Annotated in this window: 24 protein-coding genes; 22 read left to right on the forward strand and 2 right to left on the reverse strand. The window is 45.4% G+C overall.

Annotated elements, in window-relative coordinates:
- The first annotated feature begins 6 nt into the window (after window positions 1-6).
- The 13 genes from NX903_RS05445 to NX903_RS05505 all read left to right on the forward strand — a co-directional run bounded on the left by NX903_RS05445 (window position 7) and on the right by NX903_RS05505 (window position 13268).
- The gene (locus NX903_RS05445; RefSeq protein ID WP_086343695.1) at window positions 7-774 is read left to right on the forward strand and encodes a prolyl oligopeptidase family serine peptidase; all 768 of its coding nucleotides are present in this window, start codon (window positions 7-9) and stop codon (window positions 772-774) included.
- 63 nt (window positions 775-837) lie between these two features.
- Complete coding sequence (locus tag NX903_RS05450) at window positions 838-1146, forward strand: metal-sulfur cluster assembly factor (RefSeq protein ID WP_014479422.1); 309 nt, start codon at window positions 838-840, stop codon at window positions 1144-1146.
- A 64-nt stretch (window positions 1147-1210) separates the two neighbouring features.
- The gene (locus tag NX903_RS05455) at window positions 1211-1381 is read left to right on the forward strand and encodes a YqaE/Pmp3 family membrane protein (RefSeq protein WP_003232996.1); all 171 of its coding nucleotides are present in this window, start codon (window positions 1211-1213) and stop codon (window positions 1379-1381) included.
- A gap of 60 nt (window positions 1382-1441) precedes the next feature.
- Complete coding sequence (locus NX903_RS05460; RefSeq protein WP_029946354.1) at window positions 1442-2872, forward strand: FAD-binding oxidoreductase; 1431 nt, start codon at window positions 1442-1444, stop codon at window positions 2870-2872.
- Entirely contained in the window at window positions 2872-3411 is a 540-nt protein-coding gene (locus NX903_RS05465; protein WP_003232993.1) for an MFS transporter, read from the forward strand. The genes NX903_RS05460 and NX903_RS05465 overlap by 1 nt, the downstream gene beginning before the upstream one ends.
- A 205-nt stretch (window positions 3412-3616) precedes the next feature.
- Window positions 3617-4654: an N-acetyl-gamma-glutamyl-phosphate reductase gene (gene argC, locus NX903_RS05470; protein ID WP_086343696.1), complete on the forward strand. Its 1038-nt coding sequence runs from the start codon at window positions 3617-3619 to the stop codon at window positions 4652-4654.
- 19 nt (window positions 4655-4673) lie between these two features.
- Window positions 4674-5894: a bifunctional ornithine acetyltransferase/N-acetylglutamate synthase gene (argJ, locus tag NX903_RS05475; RefSeq protein WP_086343697.1), complete on the forward strand. Its 1221-nt coding sequence runs from the start codon at window positions 4674-4676 to the stop codon at window positions 5892-5894.
- A 14-nt stretch (window positions 5895-5908) separates the two neighbouring features.
- Window positions 5909-6685: an acetylglutamate kinase gene (gene argB, locus NX903_RS05480; protein WP_014476417.1), complete on the forward strand. Its 777-nt coding sequence runs from the start codon at window positions 5909-5911 to the stop codon at window positions 6683-6685.
- Window positions 6682-7839 carry an acetylornithine transaminase gene (locus NX903_RS05485; protein ID WP_024571946.1) on the forward strand — a complete coding sequence of 386 codons (1158 nt, stop codon included), beginning with the start codon at window positions 6682-6684 and terminating at the stop codon, window positions 7837-7839. The genes argB and NX903_RS05485 overlap by 4 nt, the downstream gene beginning before the upstream one ends.
- A 70-nt stretch (window positions 7840-7909) precedes the next feature.
- The gene (locus NX903_RS05490) at window positions 7910-8971 is read left to right on the forward strand and encodes a carbamoyl phosphate synthase small subunit (RefSeq protein ID WP_086343698.1); all 1062 of its coding nucleotides are present in this window, start codon (window positions 7910-7912) and stop codon (window positions 8969-8971) included.
- The gene (locus NX903_RS05495) at window positions 8964-12056 is read left to right on the forward strand and encodes a carbamoyl phosphate synthase large subunit (protein WP_086343699.1); all 3093 of its coding nucleotides are present in this window, start codon (window positions 8964-8966) and stop codon (window positions 12054-12056) included. Before NX903_RS05490 ends, NX903_RS05495 begins: the two co-directional genes overlap by 8 nt.
- Window positions 12044-13003 (forward strand): ornithine carbamoyltransferase, encoded by a 960-nt coding sequence (argF, locus tag NX903_RS05500; RefSeq protein WP_086343700.1) that lies wholly within the window; start codon window positions 12044-12046, stop codon window positions 13001-13003. The genes NX903_RS05495 and argF overlap by 13 nt, the downstream gene beginning before the upstream one ends.
- Before the next feature lie 85 nt (window positions 13004-13088).
- Window positions 13089-13268, forward strand: coding sequence for a YjzC family protein (locus tag NX903_RS05505; RefSeq protein WP_003245356.1), 180 nt, complete (start codon window positions 13089-13091; stop codon window positions 13266-13268).
- A gap of 46 nt (window positions 13269-13314) precedes the next feature.
- On the opposite strand, the gene NX903_RS05510 is transcribed toward NX903_RS05505, so the two are convergent.
- On the reverse strand, window positions 13315-13500 hold the full coding sequence (locus NX903_RS05510; RefSeq protein WP_003245236.1) for a YjzD family protein: 186 nt from the start codon (window positions 13498-13500) through the stop codon (window positions 13315-13317).
- Between the two features lie 250 nt (window positions 13501-13750).
- On the opposite strand from NX903_RS05510, the gene NX903_RS05515 reads away from it, so the two are divergent.
- The 4 genes from NX903_RS05515 (at window position 13751) to comZ (ending at window position 16373) form a co-directional block, all read left to right on the forward strand.
- A complete protein-coding gene (locus NX903_RS05515; RefSeq protein WP_033883595.1) occupies window positions 13751-14485 on the forward strand; it encodes a hypothetical protein in 735 nt (244 codons plus the stop codon).
- 81 nt (window positions 14486-14566) lie between these two features.
- Window positions 14567-15124: a hypothetical protein gene (locus NX903_RS05520; protein ID WP_038428783.1), complete on the forward strand. Its 558-nt coding sequence runs from the start codon at window positions 14567-14569 to the stop codon at window positions 15122-15124.
- An 89-nt stretch (window positions 15125-15213) separates the two neighbouring features.
- Window positions 15214-16167: a transcriptional regulator Med gene (med, locus tag NX903_RS05525; protein ID WP_014476425.1), complete on the forward strand. Its 954-nt coding sequence runs from the start codon at window positions 15214-15216 to the stop codon at window positions 16165-16167.
- A gap of 14 nt (window positions 16168-16181) precedes the next feature.
- Window positions 16182-16373: a ComG operon transcriptional repressor ComZ gene (comZ, locus tag NX903_RS05530; RefSeq protein WP_003224559.1), complete on the forward strand. Its 192-nt coding sequence runs from the start codon at window positions 16182-16184 to the stop codon at window positions 16371-16373.
- 29 nt (window positions 16374-16402) lie between these two features.
- Here the strand turns inward: comZ and yjzB are convergent, their stop codons facing one another.
- Complete coding sequence (yjzB, locus tag NX903_RS05535) at window positions 16403-16639, reverse strand: spore coat protein YjzB (protein ID WP_072173825.1); 237 nt, start codon at window positions 16637-16639, stop codon at window positions 16403-16405.
- 164 nt (window positions 16640-16803) lie between these two features.
- Here yjzB and fabH point away from each other — a divergent pair, with 164 nt between their 5' ends.
- The 5 genes from fabH to appF all read left to right on the forward strand — a co-directional run bounded on the left by fabH (window position 16804) and on the right by appF (window position 22031).
- Entirely contained in the window at window positions 16804-17742 is a 939-nt protein-coding gene (gene fabH / locus NX903_RS05540; RefSeq protein ID WP_003232971.1) for a beta-ketoacyl-ACP synthase III, read from the forward strand.
- 22 nt (window positions 17743-17764) lie between these two features.
- A complete protein-coding gene (gene fabF, locus NX903_RS05545) occupies window positions 17765-19006 on the forward strand; it encodes a beta-ketoacyl-ACP synthase II (protein ID WP_003244890.1) in 1242 nt (413 codons plus the stop codon).
- A gap of 75 nt (window positions 19007-19081) precedes the next feature.
- Entirely contained in the window at window positions 19082-19867 is a 786-nt protein-coding gene (locus NX903_RS05550; RefSeq protein WP_086343701.1) for a DUF2268 domain-containing protein, read from the forward strand.
- Window positions 19868-20058: 191 nt separating this feature from the next.
- On the forward strand, window positions 20059-21045 hold the full coding sequence (gene appD, locus NX903_RS05555) for an oligopeptide ABC transporter ATP-binding protein AppD (protein ID WP_003232965.1): 987 nt from the start codon (window positions 20059-20061) through the stop codon (window positions 21043-21045).
- Window positions 21042-22031, forward strand: coding sequence for an oligopeptide ABC transporter ATP-binding protein AppF (gene appF / locus NX903_RS05560; protein WP_014476428.1), 990 nt, complete (start codon window positions 21042-21044; stop codon window positions 22029-22031). Before appD ends, appF begins: the two co-directional genes overlap by 4 nt.
- Window positions 22032-22083 lie beyond the last annotated feature (52 nt).

Raw genomic sequence — 22083 nt, forward strand, 5'->3', positions numbered from 1 at the left:
CACATTGTGATACAAATTGAGAATCAAACCGTTTCCGGTATTCCGTTTTTACATATTGTAAAGGAAGAGAACAGGCACCGCGCTGTTCCTCTCGTGATCTTTATACATGGTTTTACAAGCGCGAAGGAACACAACCTTCATATTGCTTATCTGCTTGCGGAGAAGGGTTTTAGAGCCGTTCTGCCGGAGGCTTTGCACCATGGGGAACGGGGAGAAGAAATGGCTGTCGAAGAGCTGGCGGGGCATTTTTGGGATATCGTCCTTAACGAGATTGAAGAGATCGGCGTACTTAAAAACCATTTTGAAAAAGAGGGCCTGATAGACGGCGGCCGCATCGGTCTCGCAGGCACGTCAATGGGCGGCATCACAACGCTTGGCGCTTTGACTGCATATGATTGGATAAAAGCCGGCGTCAGCCTGATGGGAAGCCCCAATTACGTGGAGCTGTTTCAGCAGCAGATTGACCATATTCAATCTCAGGGCATTGAAATCGATGTGCCGGAAGAGAAGGTACAGGTGCTGATGAAACGTCTCGAATTGCGGGATCTCAGCCTTCAGCCGGAGAAACTGCAACAGCGCCCGCTTTTATTTTGGCACGGCGCAAAAGATAAGGTCGTGCCTTACGCGCCGACCCGGAAATTTTATGACACGATCAAATCCCATTACAGCGAGCAGCCGGAACGCCTGCAATTTATCGGAGATGAAAACGCTGACCATAAAGTCCCGCGGGCAGCTGTGTTAAAAACGATTGAATGGTTTGAAACGTACTTATAAAGCACGAAGTTATTAACAAGGGCTGAATTTACGTTATACTGTAGAAAAAAGGAGTGAGGGAACGTGGAAGAAGCATTAAAAGAAAACATCATGGGCGCCCTAGAACAGGTTGTCGATCCTGAGCTTGGCGTTGATATCGTGAACCTTGGTTTGGTATACGATGTTGACATGGATGAAGACGGCTTAACGCACGTGACGATGACACTGACATCAATGGGATGCCCTTTAGCGCCGATTATCGTGGATGAGGTGAAAAAAGCATTAGCGGACCTTCCTGAAGTGAAAGACACAGAGGTTCACATTGTATGGAATCCGCCTTGGACTAGGGATAAAATGTCCAGATACGCAAAAATTGCGCTTGGCATTCAATAAAACAAAAGAGGACAGCCTGACATGTGAGGCTGTCCTTTTTTACAGCTGAAAGGAGTGAAAGGAAATGATGTACCTGCTGGCAGTTTTATGCCCGCCGCTTGCTGTTTTGTTTTCGGGAAAACCGTTTCAGGCCTTGCTGAATCTCATATTGACCTGTATCTTTTGGCTGCCGGGCGCGATTCACGCCTGCTTTATCGTCGCCGACCGCCGTGCCGAAAAACGGGCAAGAAGATAATTTGGAAAAATGAGGACGCAGTCATGGTATAATGGTCATAAAAACAGCAGGGAGAGCACTATGAAAAAGAAATTGCTTGCATTCGCGCTTTGTACTGGCGCGTATGCGGCCCTGTTTGCGTACTCTGTGAACTCAGAGCAAAAAACAGCCACAAGCGAGATGACGGATGTCAGCCGCCTGATGCCTGTAAAAATAAAGCAGACAGTGAAAGGGCAGGAAGAGGAAACGCTCATTGACACAGTCAAAGAGGCAAATCGAAAAAACATAAAAATTTCAATCGCCGGGGCCCAGCACTCCATGGGCGGCCATACATATTATGAGGACGGCATCGTTCTCGACATGACGGGCTACAACAAAATCCTGTCACTCGATCAAGAGAAGAAAACCATCAGGGTGCAAAGCGGTGCAACGTGGAATGATATCCAGAAATACGTGAATCCATACGGACTCGCGGTAAAAGTCATGCAGTCACAAAACATTTTTACAATCGGCGGATCTCTCAGCGCAAATGCACACGGGCGTGATATTCGCTACGGCTCGCTGATTGATACAGTCAAATCATTCCGGCTTTTAAAAGCTGACGGGACGATTATCACTGTCACTCCAAAAGATGATTTGTTTACGGCGGTCATCGGAGGGTACGGCCTTTTTGGCGTGATTCTTGATGTAACGCTTGAGCTGACAGATGATGAGCTGTATGTCATGAAGACAGAAAAAATGAATTACAGCACATACGCAGACTATTTTTCAAAGCATGTAAAAGGAAATCCAGATGTCCGAATGCACCTGGCGCGAATTTCAACAGCGAAAAAAGGATTTCTGAAAGACATGTATGTCACAAATTACGTATTGGCTGATCATCAGGATCAACTGCCATCATACAGCGATCTCAAAGAAGATGAGTATACGGGAGCCACAAAGTTTGCACTCGGTTTGTCAAGACGGTATGAATGGGGCAGGAATTGGCTGTGGGACACACAGCAATCCTATTTCCTGAGCCAAAACGGCACAGAGATTTCACGCAATAACGTCATGCGGTCCGAATCAAAGTTTCTTGAGTATGAAAACAATGACAACACAGATGTTTTGCAAGAATACTTTGTGCCCGTGAAGGAGTATGGGTCCTATATTGATGACCTGAGACAAACGCTGTCGGACGAAGATCTGAACTTGCTGAACATTACGATCCGCTACGTGCAGAAAAATGAAAAGGCCGACCTTTCCTATGCGAAGGACGATATGTTTTCGCTCGTGCTATTAATAAACGAGGGCTTTTCAAAAGAAGACCAGGCAGATACTGCCCGAATCATCAGGCGCATGACAGACGTTGCCATCAAGCACGGCGGCAGCTATTATCTGCCTTATATGACCTACCAGACAAAAGAGCAAATGAGACAGGCATATCCGAAAAGTGAAGCGTTTTTTCAGAAAAAACGAACCTATGACCCGGATGAGCGCTTTATGAATTACTTTTATCAGAGGTATAAATAATGGGGAAAAACAAATTAAAATGGCTGACATTATCACAAAGCAGCGTGTTTTTCGCAAGCAGCTTAATCTTTCCGTTTTATATTCTGTTTGTGAAAAATATCGGCTCAAGCTACACACAGTTCGGTTTTTCCTACGGATTGTTCGGGTTGAGCGGAGCGCTCATTTACCCGCTCCTCGGACGGCTGTCTGAAAGGTTTGACAGCCGTTATTTTCTGCTTCTGAACTCGTGGGGGATGGCTGTTCTGCTTTTATATGTCCCGCATATCGGAAGCGTCGTTCAAGTGTACATCGTCCAAGTGCTGTTAGGGCTCTTTGGAGCGATGCAAAAGCATGGAGAAAAAGTGCTGATCGCTAATTTTACAGACAGCGGAGAGCGTGGAAAGAAGATTGGAAATTACCATTTTTGGACAGCTGTCTTTTCAGCAGCAGCCATTATGCTCGGGGGCTTTCTCGCTGACTTTTTTACAGTGCAAATGATTTTTTATGCAAGCTCTATTCTATATTTTTTGAGTGGATTGATGATGATGAAAACAGGCTGACGCGGTCAGCCTGTTTTTTTATGCGGCTGAAATGCGGCGCCGCATCAACGTTTTTGTGCTGAAGTCATGCTGATTTTTTTGAGCGGAATTTCCATTGAACAGAAAATTTATAAATGAATAAAAATATTAAATATACGATTGAATTAATTTTTATTCATGTTATAATGTTAAATAATTTCACAAAGACCAAGAGGGTGAACTTGTTTTGAAAATAGGAATTGTAGGTGCTACAGGATATGGAGGCACCGAACTTGTCAGGATTCTTTCGCAACATCCTCATGCAGAGGAATGCATACTTTATTCATCCAGCGGAGAAGGGAATGTCTATAGCGAGGGTTATCCTCATCTTACCGGCTTAGCGGATCAGCAGCTGAAGCCGATTGATATGAATACGATCAAACACGAAATAGATATCATGTTTCTCGCTGCGCCGCCCGGAGTATCAAGTGAATTGACTCCAAAGCTGGCAGACGCGGGAATTCCGGTTATTGATCTGTCAGGTGATCTGAGGATACAAGAACCGGCTGAATATGAAAAATGGTATAAACGGACAGCGGCACCGAAGGCGGTGATTCAAGAGGCGGTATACGGTCTGGCAGAACTGAATCAACAGCAAATTCAACAGGCGAAACTCATTGCCAATCCAGGCTGTTTTCCAACAGCTGTTTTGCTTGGCCTCGCGCCATTGGCTCAAAAGAAACTGCTCGATGAATCTTTCGTTATCGTTGACGCGAAGACGGGTGTTTCCGGAGCGGGAAGAAAAGCATCCATGGGAACCCATTTTTCTGAGCTGAACGACAATTTTAAAATTTACAAAGTCAATGAACATCAGCACACGCCGGAAATTGAGCAGGCGCTGAATGAATGGCAGCCAGGTCTCGGGCCCATTACATTTTCGGCTCACTTGGTTCCGATGACAAGGGGCATCATGGCGACGATGTATACCAGATTAACCTGTGATCTATCCGCAGATGGCCTGCATGATTTATATTCGGAATTTTACCAAGATTCATATTTTGTGAGAGTGAGGCCAAAAGGTCAGTACCCGCAAACGAAAGAAGTGTACGGCAGCAATTTCTGTGATATCGCCGTGACCCTCGATGAGAGAACGAACAGAGTCACGATCGTCTCGGTAATCGATAATTTAATGAAGGGTGCCGCCGGTCAGGCAGTGCAAAACTTTAATTTGATGAATGGCTGGAATGAAGAAACTGGACTCACCATCACGCCAATTTATCCATAGAACGGGAGAGAATCGAACCATGATTCAGTTAAGTGAAGATCAAATTGTAAAAGTAACAGGTGATGTATCCTCGCCAAAAGGGTTTCAGGCAAAGGGTGTGCATTGCGGGCTGCGCTACTCGAAAAAAGACCTCGGCGTCATTATCAGCGAGACACCGGCTGTGAGTGCAGCAGTTTATACCCAAAGCCACTTTCAGGCTGCTCCGATCAAAGTGACACAAGACAGCTTAAAGCACGGACCGACACTGAAAGCCGTCATCGTCAACAGCGCCATTGCCAACGCCTGCACGGGAGAACAGGGCCTAAAGGACGCATACACAATGCGGGAGAGCTTTGCTTCACAGCTTGGCATTGAGCCGGAGCTTGTCGCTGTTTCATCAACGGGTGTCATCGGCGAGCATTTAGACATGGAAAAAATCCACGCGGGGATCGAGCTGCTGAAAGAAACACCTGCGGGATCAGGCGATTTTGAGGAAGCGATCTTAACAACAGATACGGTGATTAAGCAGACGTGCTATGAGCTGGCAATCGGCGGCAAAACAGTCACGATCGGCGGAGCGGCCAAAGGCTCAGGGATGATACATCCGAACATGGCCACGATGCTGGGATTTGTGACAACTGACGCGGCAATTGAAGAAAAAGCGCTGCAAAAGGCGCTTCGGGAAATCACTGACGTTTCATTTAACCAAATCACAGTTGACGGAGAAACATCCACGAACGATATGGTATTAGTTATGGCGAATGGCTGCGCCGAAAACGAGTGCCTGACAGAAGACCATCCAGACTGGCCGGTCTTTAAAAAAGCGCTCTTGCTCACTTGTGAGGATCTGGCTAAAGAGATTGCCAGAGACGGAGAAGGCGCGACAAAACTAATTGAAGCCCAAGTGCAGGGAGCGAAAAACAATCTTGATGCAAACGTCATTGCCAAAAAGATTGTCGGCTCAAATCTTGTAAAAACGGCAGTATACGGAACAGATGCCAACTGGGGGCGGATCATCGGAGCCATTGGACACTCCGCAGCACAGGTGACGGCAGAAGAAGTAGAGGTTTATCTTGGCGGCCAATGCCTGTTTAAGAATAACGAACCTCAGCCATTCTCTGAATCTATCGCCAAGGAATACCTTGAAGAAGATGAAATCACCATTGTCATCAAGATGGATGAAGGGGACGGAAACGGGAGAGCGTGGGGCTGTGACCTGACCTATGACTATATCAAAATTAACGCGAGCTATCGCACGTAATAAAGGGGAGCGAAATGAAGAAAACAATCGTTTTTAAATGCGGGGGAAGTGTCATCCGTGAGCTGTCGGAGGAATTTTTTCAAAATCTGAAAGAGCTGATGGCATCAGGCTGGAAGCTGGCGATCGTACATGGCGGGGGACCGGAAATCACAAATATGCTGAAACGGTTAAATATCAAGACAGAGTTTTCGGGCGGACAGAGGAAAACAACGAAGCCGGTGCTGGAAGTGGCGGAAATGGTTTTATCCGGTTCTGTCAATAAATTTTTCGTTGCTGAGCTTGCCAAACACGGACTGCGAGCCGCAGGCATTTCTGGTAAGGATGGAGGTCTTTTGGAGGCTGATTATCTAGATCCGGAAACATACGGAGAAGTGGGAGAAATCAAAAAAGTCGATGCGTCCATGGTGAACGCGCTGATGGAAAATGGCATCATCCCCGTTATTGCGCCGCTGTCTATGACAAGCGACTGCAAAACGCTGAATGTAAATGCTGATCTGGCTGCTTCAGCAGTCGCCGGAGCGCTTGAAGCCGATAAGCTGATGTTCGTCACGGATGTCGATGGAATCATGAAGGAAAAGCAACGTCTGGACGTCCTGACCCCTAAGGAGATTCAGATGCTGATCAAGCAGGAAGTGATCACCGGAGGGATGATCCCGAAGGTCAATTCAGCCTTGTCAGCTTTATCAGATCAGGTGTCTGAAGTCATGATCGTAAACGGAAAAGGTTCATTCTTCGCAGAACAAACCTTTCAAGGGACAAAAATCGTCAAAGCAAAGGAGGCTGTTTCATGAGCAGCTTGTTTCAAACCTACGGCCGTTGGGATATTGACATCAAAAAAGCAAAGGGAACGTACGTTGAGGATCAAAACGGCAAATCATACCTTGATTTCATTCAGGGGATTGCGGTATCAAATCTAGGACACTGCCATGAAGCGGTGACAGAAGCAGTCAAAAAACAGCTTGACAGCGTATGGCACGTATCCAACCTGTTTCAAAACAGTCTCCAAGAGCAAGCAGCGCAGAAGCTGGCAGCGCATAGTGCAGGAGATCTTGTCTTTTTCTGCAACAGCGGCGCAGAGGCGAATGAAGGTGCGATAAAGCTTGCCCGAAAAGCAACTGGAAAAACAAAAATCATCACTTTTCTTCAGTCGTTCCATGGCCGCACGTATGCAGGGATGGCTGCGACCGGACAGGATAAAATCAAAACAGGCTTCGGCCCGATGCTTGAAGGCTTTCACTACCTGCCATACAATGATCCTTCTGCTTTTAAAGCTCTTGGGGAGGAAGGCGATATTGCCGCGGTGATGCTTGAAACAGTGCAGGGAGAAGGAGGAGTCAATCCGGCGAGTGCTGAATTTTTATCAGCCGTACAGTCGTTTTGCAAGGAAAAGCAAGCCCTTCTCATCATTGATGAAATCCAGACCGGCATCGGACGGACGGGAAAAGGCTTCGCATATGAGCACTTCGGACTCTCACCGGATATCATCACAGTCGCCAAAGGATTGGGAAACGGCTTTCCGGTCGGCGCTGTCATCGGAAAAAAACAGCTTGGAGAAGCGTTTACCCCTGGTTCTCACGGAACGACTTTCGGAGGAAACATGCTGGCGATGGCTGCTGTGAATGCCACATTGCAAATTGTATTCCAGCCTGACTTTTTGCAAGAGGCTGCTGACAAAGGAGCGTTTTTAAAAGGACAGCTTGAGGCAGAGCTAAAGAGCCCTTTTGTTAAACAAATCCGAGGTAAAGGATTAATGCTTGGAATTGAGTGTGATGGCCCGGTTGCTGACATTATTGCTGAATTGCAGACATTAGGCTTGCTTGTATTGCCGGCCGGCCCGAACGTGATTCGGCTGCTGCCGCCGCTCACCGTGACTAAGGATGAAATAGCAGAAGCCGTCAGCAAGCTGAAACAGGCAATCGCTCATCATTCCGCTGTAAACCAGTGATTTTTTTTCGATATAAAGGCATAAAAATTCATTTTTATAATTAATTATTCATCAAGAGGTGGGCTGTTAGATGGAAGGTTATTTAGTGTTAGAAGATGGGACATCGTTCAGCGGCGAGCTGGACGGCCATGAAAACTGTACGGGAGAAGCTGTTTTTTTCACAGGAATGACAGGCTACCAAGAAGTGCTGACAGATCCATCATATAAGGGACAGATTATTGTATTTACCTACCCGCTGATTGGCAACTACGGCATAAATGAAAAGGATTTTGAAAGCAAGAAACCGCAAGTAAAAGCCGCAGTTGTCTATGAGGCGTGTGATCACTTTTCTCATTATGAAGCGGTATACAGCCTCAAGGAGTATTTACAGAAATGGAACATTCCGCTGTTAACCCATGTTGATACGAGGGCTGTCGTGAAGAAAATCCGGGCAAACGGGACGATGGGTGCGTCAGTTACAGCCTCTAAAGAAGGAGCTGAGATTGCCCTTCAACCAGAGAATGTGGCAGAGCAGGCTTCAGCCCAGGAAATCAGCACATTTGGTGACGGGAATAAACATATCGCTCTCATTGATTTTGGCTATAAAAAGTCAATCGCATCATCACTTGTCAAAAGAGGCTGCAAGGTTACCGTGGTGCCATACCAGCAAATGGAGGCCGTATACAACATCAAACCCGATGGCATTGTGCTATCGAACGGACCTGGAGATCCGAAAGCAATCCATCCATATTTAGGAAAGATCAAAAGCATCATCAGCCGCTTTCCGACTCTAGGCATTTGTCTCGGACATCAGCTGATCGCGCTCGCGTTTGGAGGGAATACTTTTAAGCTGCCATTCGGGCACAGGGGAGCTAATCATACGGTCATCGACCGTGAGACGAAACGGGTCTTTATGACAAGCCAAAACCACAGCTATGTGGTTGATGAACAGTCGATTAATGAAGAAGAGCTCACCATCAGGTTTCATCATGTCAATGATACGTCAGTTGAAGGGCTTGCCCATAAAAAACTGCCTGTCATGAGTGTTCAATTCCACCCGGAAGCCCATCCCGGACCTGCGGAAAGCGAATGGATTTTTGATGATTATCTAAAGAATGTGATACCAGCAAGGAGAGAAATCGCGCATGCCTAAAGACACCAGTATTTCAAGCATATTAGTAATCGGCTCAGGCCCGATCATCATCGGGCAGGCGGCAGAATTTGATTATTCAGGCACTCAAGGGTGCATCGCGCTGAAGGAGGAGGGCTATCGGGTCATTCTCGTCAACAGCAATCCGGCGACAATTATGACTGATGAAGCCTTCGCTGATGAAATTTATTTTGAGCCTCTGACAGCAGAAAGCCTGACAGCCATCATTAAGAAAGAACGGCCTGATGGGCTTCTTGCCAATTTAGGCGGTCAGACAGCGTTGAATTTAGCGGTGGAGCTTGAAGAAACGGGTGTTTTAAAAGAGCACGGCGTCAAGCTCCTCGGCACATCCGTTGAAACGATACAAAAAGGAGAGGACCGGGAAAAATTCCGTTCGTTAATGAATGAATTAAAACAGCCCGTGCCGGAGAGTGAAATTGTTGATAACGAGGCCGATGCCCTCCATTTTGCGGAATCCATCGGTTTTCCTGTTATTATCAGACCGGCTTACACATTAGGCGGAAAGGGCGGAGGAATCGCCCCTGATAAAGAAGCCTTTACAGCTATGATTAAGCAGGCGCTATTAGCAAGCCCGATCAATCAATGCCTTGTCGAAAAAAGCATTGCCGGCTTTAAAGAAATTGAATATGAAGTCATGCGTGACAGCAATAACACATGCATTACCGTCTGCAATATGGAAAATATCGATCCGGTCGGCGTGCATACAGGTGACTCTATTGTTGTGGCGCCGTCACAAACATTGACAGACGAAGACTATCAAATGCTGCGGACAGCAAGTCTGACGATCATCTCAGCACTCGATGTTGTAGGCGGCTGCAACATTCAATTCGCGCTTGATCCATTCAGCAAGCAATATTACGTCATTGAAGTGAATCCGCGTGTAAGCCGGTCATCGGCTCTCGCATCTAAAGCGACCGGTTATCCGATTGCGAAGATGGCCGCGAAACTGGCAGTCGGATACACCCTTGACGAGCTGAAAAATCCGCTCACAGGCTCGACTTACGCAAGCTTTGAACCGGCACTGGACTATGTGATCGTCAAATTTCCGCGCTGGCCGTTTGATAAATTCAAAAACGCAGACCGCAAGCTTGGCACAAAAATGAAAGCCACCGGTGAAGTGATGGCGATTGAACGGAATTTAGAAGCGGCGATACAAAAGGCAGCCGTGTCGCTTGAATTAAAAAATATCGGGACACACCTTCCAGAGCTCAGCGGGTTGTCAATTGATACGCTATGGGATTTGGCAATCACTCCGGATGACCGCAGATTTTTCGTTGTCATGGAGCTGTTGAGCCGCAGCGTCTCGATTGATGACATCCATGAAAAAACAAAAATTGATCCGTTTTTCCTTCATACCTTTGACAACATCATCAAATTGGAAAACCGCCTGATGGAAGCAGGGAGCGATCTCTCTTTTGAATTATTGAAGAAAGCAAAGGAAAAGGGATTCTCAGACGCAACGATTGCCTCGCTGATCGGCAAAACAGAAGAAGAGGTGCGCGCGCTTCGCAAGGAGATGGGCATTACGCCTTCCTTTAAAATCGTAGATACATGCGCAGCAGAGTTTGATGCGAAAACAAACTATTTTTACTCCACATATTTCGGAGAGACCGATGGAGACATCAGCCGCAAAGAGAAAAAACGCGCGCTCATTATCGGATCAGGCCCGATTCGGATCGGCCAAGGCGTTGAATTTGATTATAGTGCTGTTCACGGTGTGCTGACACTGCAAGAGCTTGGGTTCGAAACCATCATGATTAACAATAACCCGGAAACGGTCAGCACAGATTATGAAATTGCGGATCGCCTGTATTTTGAACCGATGACAACGGAGCATATTGTAAACGTTGCGGAGCAGGAAAATATTGATTTTGCAATTGTGCAATTCGGCGGCCAAACTGCAATCAATGCTGCTGAAGCGCTCGAAAAAGCCGGCATTACTCTTCTTGGCACATCATTTCAAACGCTCGACGTGCTAGAGGATCGGGATCAATTCTATCAGCTTCTTGACGAGCTGGGATTGAAGCACGCAAAAGGAGAAATTGCTTATACAAAAGAAGAAGCCGCTTCAAAAGCGAGTGAGATCGGCTATCCGGTGTTAATCCGCCCATCTTACGTTATCGGCGGAATGGGCATGATCATTGTTGACTCGCAAGACCAGCTTACTCAGCTGCTGAATGATGAGGACAGCATGCCATACCCGATTTTGATTGATCAGTATGTGTCTGGAAAGGAAGTCGAAATTGATTTGATTTCCGACGGCGAGGATGTCTTTATCCCGACATATACCGAGCATATTGAACGGGCAGGTGTCCATTCAGGGGACAGCTTTGCCATTCTTCCCGGACCGTCCATCACGAGCGGGCTGCAGCAGGGCATGAAAGATGCGGCACAAAAAATTGCCCGAAAACTTTCATTTAAAGGCATCATGAACATTCAATTTGTGATCGACAATGGAAACATACTCGTTCTTGAAGTGAATCCGAGAGCGAGCCGCACGGTTCCTGTCGTCAGCAAAGTAATGGGCGTTCCGATGATTCCGCTCGCCACACGTCTGCTAGCGGGAGCGTCCTTAAAAGATCTAAATCCGGCAGTTCAAAATCATCATGGAGTTGCCGTGAAGTTCCCTGTTTTTTCTTCTCATGCGATCCAGGATGTGGATGTCAAGCTTGGGCCGGAAATGAAATCAACGGGAGAAGGCATGTGTGTCGCATATGATTCTAACAGCGCCTTGAAAAAAATCTATACAAGAGTCTGGAGTCAAAAAGGAAGCATTTATTTGCAAAACGTTCCGGAAGATGTGAGGGAGTTAGCAGAAAACGCAGGTTTTACAATTCATGAAGGGGCATTTGCCTCTTGGATGGAACAGGAAGGGAAATCGCTCCACATCAATCTGAGCGGTTCTGAAGAAGCACGCAAAGAACGTTTGGAAGCCATGACGCACGGCATCCCCGTCTTTACAGAAGAAGAAACCGTGCGGGCGTTTTTACAAAGCGGTTCAGGCCATCCGCAGCCTGTATCTCTCAAAGACCTCTATAAAAAGGAAGTGGCAACATGCACACAGTGACGCAAACCAGTTTATACGGAAAAGATTTATTAACGTTAAAGGACCTTAGTGAAGAGGATATAAACGCCTTGCTCGCAGAAGCCGGTGAGCTGAAACAAAACAAAATTCAGCCTATATTCCATGGCAAAACCTTGGCGATGATTTTTGAAAAATCATCAACGCGGACACGTGTTTCATTTGAAGCGGGCATGGCGCAGCTTGGCGGGAACGCCCTCTTTCTAAGCCAGAAAGATCTGCAGCTGGGGCGCGGTGAGACTGTCGCTGATACGGCAAAAGTGCTGTCAGGCTATGTGGATGCCATCATGATCCGGACCTTTGAACATGAAAAGGTGGAGGAACTTGCCAAAGAAGCTGACATTCCGGTGATCAATGGACTTACTGATAAATACCACCCATGCCAGGCGCTGGCGGATCTCTTGACGATTAAGGAGATAAAAGGGAAGCTTAATGGCGTAAAAGTCGCATACATCGGTGACGGAAATAACGTGGCGCACTCCTTGATGATCGGCTGCGCGAAAATGGGCTGTGATATCTCAATCGCTTCGCCAAAGGGATATGAAGTGTTAGATGAAGCAGCTGAAGCGGCAAAAACATATGCACTTCAATCCGGCTCTTCTATCACGCTGACAGATGATCCGATTGAAGCTGTAAAAGACGCAGACGTGATTTATTCTGATGTGTTTACAAGCATGGGGCAGGAAGCGGAAGAGCAAGAACGTCTTGCTGTCTTTGCGCCTTATCAGGTGAATGCGGCGCTTGTCAGCCATGCCAAGCCTGACTATACATTTTTACATTGTCTCCCTGCGCATCGTGAGGAAGAAGTGACTGCGGAGATTATTGACGGGCCGAACTCTGCAGTGTTCCAGCAGGCGGAAAACCGTCTTCATGTGCAAAAAGCACTGCTGAAGGCCATTTTATACAAAGGGGAATCATCAAAAAACTGCTGAGCCAAACTCAGCAGTTTTTTTGATGGCAACATATTCACAGCCGCTTAGGCGCATACTACAGCAAAAAGGAAAAGGAGGAAAAACAGTGGGACAGCAGCACCAATTCCGGCCCGGACAGAAAGCGCCTAATAACGGTGTCTACGTAGAAATCGGCGAGACAGGGAGCATGGTTAAAAACCCTCAAAAGGTCCATCTGTCAGCAGGGGAAATGTTCCCCGAAACATCAAACCACAACCGGCTGTGGACTTACAAAAGAAAGCCGTGACCACTAAAAAACCCAAAACAATAAATGTTTTGGGTTTTTTGGCTTTTTAATGCTGGCTTGCATTTTTGTTCATAGGCATGATTTCTGCTAAAACCATGATTAAGACATACAGTACAACAGCAATGACAGATGATGTTTTGAAATTATACGTAACGCTGTTCATGCTTGCAACCAAGTAGCATGCCATATGTGATAAAAGGAACGTCCAAATAAAGGCAATAATATATCGCACGTTTCCACCTCGTCCTTCTCATTCTATTCTAAAAGTTATCATACCATACAAAAAGCGAAGGGGGAATCCAATTTTAGCAGAAAGTGAGGTGACAAAAGAGTCTGATTCGTCACACTTTAATGGTAAAATATAAAAAACGTCAATCAGTATAATAGCCAAAAATGTAAAAGGCTAGGACTTTACCTTATTCGTTTCTTTTCTATTTACATAAGATAGCGTGAGATGAAGTGTGAAAGGAGGCGGGCAAGCGATGGGAATAACGGAAAGATACTTTCAACTGGGAACGGAGCATAATGTCATTCATCTGCCCTATCGCCCGAACGGCTTCGGCATCTTTATCTTGGGGGACAGAACCCACTTTGTCGGACATGATTCAAGCTTTTGGCAGCAGCATTACGGCAGAAATCAGCTTCTGAGCATGTTGATGAATGAAGGATATACTCTTTTTAACAGCAATCTGTTCGGAAGGCATTGGGGGGCGGAAAAAGCAGTCACCTATGCCAAACAGCTGATACATTCTGTGCTGAAGCAGGAAATCCTCAATCCGAAGATTCATATTTTAGCAGAAGGCATGGGTGCTCTCGTGGCCGATGAACTGCTTCGTTTTTCCCCGGATCATATCCGCTCAGCCGCAATGTTGAATCCTTGTCTCGATCTTCAGGCACATTATGAATCGGAAAAAGAAAATAAATTTTTCTATAAGCAATTTTTGAAAGAAGTATCGAAAAGCTACGGAATTTCTGAAAAAGAAGCGGAAGCGCTTCGTTATAAAACAATTCAAAGCTACCCGAGCGGCGTACCGGTTCATATATGGCAGCGTATGACCGGATCTCCATATCCCTACAGTGTACATGCAGAAGTTTTCAAGGAAAAACAGCAAAAGCAAGGCTCACCGGTCGACATGACATTTCATTTATTTGAGCATCCAAGCAGAATTTATGCATCAATTTGCAAATTCTTTCACAGTCATGAAAAAGAATTATAGAGAATATAATGACAACAGCCTTCTCTTTTGCGGAGGCTGTTTTGTTTTGGGAAATGAAAAACCGGAAGGGCGGCAGATGCAATGGAATCAACGCTGATTGTAGGTGCGGACGAATTTTTCGGCCTTTCATTATGTGAGCGAATGATGGATGAAGGCATACATGTTGACGTTGTTCTGGCGGAAACAGAAGATAAAATGAGACAAATGTACTTAGAAGAAAGACTCATGTGGCTTGGGAGAAATGAACTCTTTCGCCAGCTTGAACACATTGGAGACCAAAATTATGATACAATTTGTATCCAGTTCGGAAGTTTTTTGCCTTTAGACCAATGTGATTCTCCTTATATTTTAGTATATGAAGAAGACCGAAAAGAATGGGAAAAACGTGAAAAAACAGGCTCGGAAAAAACCGTGATCCTGCCGAAAATGTATGGGCCATGGAAAGAAGAAACAGAGGAAGACGGCTATTACACAAACGACGTCGCTGACGAGTTGCTGAGATTCCTGTTAGAACCAAGCCGTCATAGCAAAGATCAGCTTTTTGAATTGCAAGTCACAGAGAAAATCTCAAAAGAAGAAGCAAAAACAAAAATTATCGAGTGGAAAAGACAATTTTCATCAATTTTCGACAAATATTAAGAAAAACCTTCCATGTTTCGAGTTTTCTAGATACAATAAACGTATAAAAATAAACATGTTATAGCTTGTCAAAAGGAGTTGAACATGACTTGATCACAAGGCTTGTCATGATCTTTTCTGTCCTCCTTTTATTGAGTGGATGTGGACAAACTCCGTTCAAAGGAAAAATTGAGAAGGTCGGCATGCTCTTTCCTGATACGATTAATGACCTCGTATGGGGCACAAAAGGGTATAAAGGATTACTGAATATACAATCCAAATACAATGTGGACGTCTATTATAAAGAAGGCGTTAAAACAGAAGAAGATATCATAAATGCGATTGAGGATTTTCATAAGAGGGGCGTCAATCTGCTCTACGGCCATGGGAGTGAATATGCTGAGGTGTTTAACTTGGTCGGCGAAGATTATCCAGATATGGAATTCGTCATTTCCAATGCGAAAGCGAAAGCTGATAATGTAACGAGTGTCCATTTTAGCGGGGAAGCAATGGGCTTTTTTGGAGGAATGACTGCTGCCCATATGTCGAAAACGAATCAGGTCGGTGTAATTGCCTCCTTTACGTGGCAGCCTGAGGTTGATGGTTTTATCAAAGGGGCCAAGTATGAAAATCCGGATATAGAGGTAAATACGAAATATACGGATCATTGGGATGATGATACAACAGCAGTAAAGCTTTATCAGAAAATGAAGAACGAAGGCGCGGATGTTGTGTATCCCGCCGGAGACGGGTATAATGTTCCTGTTATTCAGCAAATCAAAAAAGACGGTCTTTATGCCATTGGCTACGTCACAGATCAATCGGATCTGGGCGAGAATACCGTATTAACCAGCACGGTGCAAAATGTGGACAAGGCCTATGAAATCATTGCTGAACAATTTAATAAAGGCACCCTTGAGGGCGGCGATCATTACTACGACCTGAATACGGGAGTCGTTGAGATGGGAACATTCAGCCCGCTCGTCGACAAAGACTTTCAGCAAAGAATCGCCAAGCTGATCAAAACATACAACAAAACAGGCGAGCTGCCAAAAAACGAATAATGGAGTGACGTCACATGCAGCACGAAAAATCACTTGAATTCTTGCAAATTGCCATGAAATATCTCCCTGAAGCGAAAGAACAGCTTGAGAAATCAGGCATTGAGCTCTCAATGGAGGCCATCCAGCCGTTTATGAATCTATTTACAACGGTAATGGCGGAAGCTTATGAGCTTGGCAAGTCTGACGCTAAATCTGAAACAGAATAAGAAGAAGCCACTTTTTTGAAAGTGGCTTTTCACATGATTTTCTTTTTAATAGCGGAGAGCATGGGCGCAAGCTCCTTTAAAGCGGGCTTGATTTGATCAAGAGAGTTCATAATTGAACCGATTTGGTCCATAATATGCATGTAATGAATCGTCTCTTCGTCGTTTGTCTGAGAAACCTGAGAAACCTCCTCTTGCTGTTCCTCCTTCTCTTCTGTTGGTTTTGCTGCATCGCCGAACATCATTCTTGAAAACACATCCAACTGCATACGCCTCCTTTCCATATACCATACTCTATGAGTAAGATGAACTGATAGTTTAGACGAATATATTGCCATGTGAAAAAAAATAGGATAGAATTAGTACCTGATACTAATAATTGATCACAACCTGATTGATCTTCTAAATTTAAGATATAAAGGAGTCTTCCCTTATGAAAGCTGGAATACTTGGTGTTGGACGTTACATTCCTGAGAAGGTTTTAACAAATCATGATCTTGAAAAAATGGTTGAAACTTCTGACGAGTGGATTCGTACAAGAACAGGAATAGAAGAAAGAAGAATCGCAGCAGATGATGTGTTTTCATCACATATGGCTGTTGCAGCAGCGAAAAATGCGCTGGAACAAGCTGAAGTGGCTGCTGAGGATCTGGATATGATCTTGGTTGCAACTGTTACACCTGATCAGTCATTTCCTACGGTCTCTTGTATGATTCAAGAACAGCTCGGCGCGAAGAAAGCGTGTGCTATGGATATCAGCGCGGCTTGTGCGGGCTTCATGTACGGGGTTGTAACCGGTAAACAATTTATTGAATCCGGAACCTACAAGCATGTTCTAGTTGTCGGTGTAGAGAAGCTCTCAAGCATTACCGATTGGGAAGACCGCAATACAGCCGTTCTGTTTGGAGACGGAGCAGGCGCTGCGGTAGTCGGGCCAGTCAGTGATGACAGAGGAATCCTTTCATTTGAACTAGGAGCCGACGGCACAGGCGGTCAGCACTTGTATCTGAATGAAAAACGACATACAATCATGAATGGACGAGAAGTTTTCAAATTTGCAGTCCGTCAAATGGGAGAATCATGCGTAAATGTCATTGAAAAAGCCGGACTTTCAAAAGAGGATGTCGACTTTTTGATTCCGCATCAGGCGAACATCCGTATCATGGAAGCTGCTCGCGAGCGTTTAGAGCTTCCTGTCGAAAAGATGTCTAAAACTGTTCATAAATATGGAAATACTTCTGCCGCATCCATTCCGATCTCTCTTGTAGAAGAATTAGAAGCCGGTAAAATCAAAGACGGCGATGTGGTCGTTATGGTAGGGTTCGGCGGAGGACTAACATGGGGCGCCATTGCAATCCGCTGGGGCCGATAAAAAAAGGTGAGGTGCACACAAGATGACTAAAAAAAGAGTAGTTGTTACAGGACTTGGAGCATTATCTCCACTTGGCAACGACGTCGATACAAGTTGGAATAACGCAATCAACGGTGTGTCCGGAATCGGTCCGATCACTCGTGTTGACGCTGAAGAATATCCGGCAAAAGTTGCCGCTGAATTAAAAGATTTTAATGTTGAAGATTATATGGATAAAAAAGAAGCCAGAAAAATGGACCGCTTTACACAATATGCGGTTGTGGCTGCGAAAATGGCGGTTGAAGACGCAGATCTTAACATTACCGATGAGATCGCACCGAGAGTCGGTGTTTGGGTAGGCTCCGGTATCGGAGGACTTGAAACACTAGAGTCTCAATTTGAAATCTTCTTAACAAAAGGTCCAAGACGGGTAAGCCCGTTTTTCGTGCCAATGATGATTCCTGACATGGCGACAGGCCAGATTTCTATTGCATTAGGAGCAAAAGGGGTGAACTCTTGTACGGTTACAGCATGTGCTACAGGAACGAACTCCATCGGTGACGCGTTTAAGGTTATTCAGCGCGGTGATGCAGACGTGATGGTCACAGGCGGAACAGAAGCGCCGCTGACAAGAATGTCATTCGCCGGCTTTAGTGCCAACAAAGCGCTGTCTACTAATCCAGATCCGAAAACAGCGAGCCGCCCGTTCGATAAAAACCGTGATGGTTTTGTCATGGGGGAAGGTGCAGGGATTATCGTTCTTGAAGAACTTGAACATGCCCTGGCCCGCGGCGCTAAAATTTACGGAGAAATTGTCGGCTACGGTTCAACCGGAGACGCTTATCATATCACAGCGCCGGCCCAAGACGGTGAAGGCGGAGCGAGAGCGATGCAAGAAGCCATTAAAGATGCAGGCATTGCACCTGAAGAAATTGATTACATCAATGCTCACGGGACAAGCACATATTACAACGACAAATACGAAACAATGGCGATTAAGACTGTTTTTGGCGAGCATGCGCATAAACTTGCGGTAAGCTCTACAAAATCGATGACAGGCCACCTCTTAGGAGCAGCCGGCGGTATTGAAGCCATTTTCTCTATCCTGGCCATTAAAGAAGGCGTGATTCCGCCGACAATCAATATTCAAACGCCTGACGAAGAATGCGATTTGGATTATGTGCCTGATGAAGCCCGCAGACAGGAACTTAATTATGTTCTCAGCAACTCATTAGGATTCGGCGGACACAACGCAACATTAATCTTTAAGAAATATCAATCATAATCAAGCCAAACCGGCTGCCCTTAAAGGGTAGCCGGTTTTTTTTGTGTGCATAGGATTAAAAGAGGAGGCGATCACATGAGTGTAGAACAAACATATAGCTGGCTCAGGAAGGCTGATTCAATAGATGATTTGGCGCATTATATTATCCCGCTTTTTTCAGGTGCGGAGAAAAAGAACTGGAAGGGCATTCTAGGGCATCTTCAGCATCATGGGATGTTTAAAAACATAAAAGAGGGTATTCAGACTGTTTCCAAGCTGAAGGAAAAAGGTTTTTACGGACATATCCAAAAGGAAGAACAGTACCTCAAAAACAAATGGCAAGGTCCTGATGTACCAATTGTCACGCTGCCGGTTGATGAACGAAACAGGAGAATCCGTTTAGAATTCGGATCAAAATCAGGACTCGCCTTTCAAGACAAAATGTTCCTTTTTCTTTCGTCAGATTTAGATTTTGGGTCAGTATCTGCCCTTATGACGCATGAGTATCATCACGTTTGCCGGTTAGGTCATCTGACAAAAGAGGAAAAGGATGTCACATTACTTGATACAATCATCATGGAAGGGCTGGCGGAATATGCTGTTTATGAGAGGTTCGGCCGAAGTCAAACGGCTGAGTGGACGACTTGGTATACACCGGAGCAGCTTCAGGCTTTATATGAAAAAAAGATTGCGCCCCATCAGGATATCAAACGGGATAATCGATTATTTCCCCAGCTGTTATTCGGCAAAGGATATCAGCCAAAAATGCTTGGATACGCAGTTGGATTCAATATTGTAAAAAAATATTTAACTGCCAGCAAGGCAAGCACCGCAGACGGGCTGTCCATTCCTGCTGAAACCTTTTTGGATGCAATGCTTTAAAAGGATAAAATAATGGAATTTCATTAATAATATTACATTTATCCTAAAAAATTCTTGATTTTGCAAAATGATTGTAATAATATACAACTATAAAATTTTTCGATAATTCAATATTATTTATTATTTCTGAATAAAGGGATTGCTTTCTCTTGAAAACGTTTGACAACAAGAGGGGGGAAAGGGGAGCTAGCATGAGCACACTTTTAGAAGTGAATAATTTAAAGACTTATTTTTTCAGGAAAAAGGAGCCGATCCCTGCGGTTGACGGAGTCGATTTTCACATCAGCAAAGGCGAAACCGTCGCGCTTGTAGGTGAATCGGGCTCCGGAAAAAGCATTACTTCTTTATCAATTATGGGCCTCGTCCAAAGCTCAGGCGGAAAAATCATGGACGGCTCTATTAAACTCGAAGACAAAGACCTCACCTCATTCACTGAAAACGATTATTGCAAAATCCGCGGTAACGAAGTATCCATGATCTTTCAGGAACCAATGACCTCCCTTAATCCGGTGTTAACAATCGGAGAACAAATTACCGAAGTGCTGATTTACCATAAAAACATGAAGAAAAAAGAAGCCCGTCAACGAGCTGTTGAACTCTTGCAGATGGTCGGTTTCTCCCGGGCGGAGCAAATTATGAAGGAGTACCCGCATCGGCTGTCCGGCGGTATGAGACAGAGGGTGATGATTGCCATCGCACTGAGCTGTAATCCTAAACTGCTGATTGCCGATGAACCAACGACAGCGCTGGATGTGACAATACAAGCCCAGGTGCTGGAACTCATGAAAGATCTCTGTCAGAAGTTCAATACATCGATTCTTCTCATCACACACGACTTAGGTGTCGTGTCTGAAGCTGCCGATAGAGTAATTGTCATGTACTGCGGACAAGTCGTAGAAAATGCTACCGTTGATGACTTATTTTTAGAACCGCTTCATCCGTATACAGAAGGCCTGCTTACGTCAATTCCTGTTATAGATGGAGAGATTGATAAATTAAATGCGATTAAAGGCAGTGTGCCTACACCGGATAATCTGCCGCCGGGGTGCCGTTTTGCCCCAAGGTGCCCGAAAGCTATGGATAAGTGCTGGACAAATCAGCCTTCGCTTTTGACACACAAAAGCGGAAGAACGGTGAGATGCTTTTTATATGAGGAAGAGGGTGCCGAACAATCATGACAGCAGCTAATCAAGAAACAATCTTAGAGCTTCGTGACGTAAAAAAATACTTTCCGATCCGGTCAGGCCTTTTTCAAAGAAAAGTCGGTGATGTAAAAGCGGTGGATGGTGTTTCATTTTCGTTAAAAAAAGGAGAAACACTCGGAATCGTTGGAGAGTCGGGCTGCGGAAAATCGACTGCCGGCAGAACGATGATCAGACTGTACAAACCGACAGAGGGCCAAATTCTTTTTAAAGGGCAGGATATTTCCAATCTGTCAGAGGAGAAGCTGCGGAAGAGTGTCCGCAAAAATATTCAAATGGTTTTCCAAGATCCATTTGCTTCGTTAAACCCGAGAAAGACCCTGCGTTCCATCATAAAGGAGCCGTTTAATACGCACAACATGTATACCATGCGTGAACGAAACGAAAAAGTTGAAGAGCTGCTTGCAAGAGTAGGGCTTCACCCGTCGTTTGCCAGCCGTTATCCCCATGAGTTTTCAGGCGGCCAGCGTCAGCGGATCGGCATTGCCAGAGCACTCACTTTGAATCCAGAGCTGATCATTGCAGATGAGCCGGTTTCCGCACTTGATGTATCCATTCAGGCCCAAGTGATTAACTTGATGGAGGAATTACAGGAAGAATTTAATCTTACGTATCTATTTATCTCTCATGATCTGAGTGTCGTACGCCATATCAGCGACAGAGTCGGAGTAATGTATCTTGGCAAAATGATGGAGCTGACCGGCAAGCATGAGCTTTATGACAACCCGCTTCACCCATATACCCAAGCGCTTTTATCCTCCGTTCCAGTTACAAGAAAAAGAGGATCTGTCAAACGTGAACGCATTGTCCTGAAGGGAGAACTGCCTAGTCCGGCCAACCCGCCAAAAGGCTGCGTATTCCACACAAGATGTCCTGTTGCAAAACCGATATGCAAGGAACAAATACCAGAATTTAAAGAAGCTGCTCCCAGCCACTTTGTGGCTTGTCACCTTTATAGCTAATGTTGCCCGCACAGCTTTGAGAGGGGGTATGCACACTACATAAACAACAGCT

This window comes from Bacillus sp. FSL R5-0576, from assembly GCF_038004765.1.
GTDB classification, from domain to species: Bacteria; Bacillota; Bacilli; order Bacillales; family Bacillaceae; genus Bacillus; species Bacillus subtilis.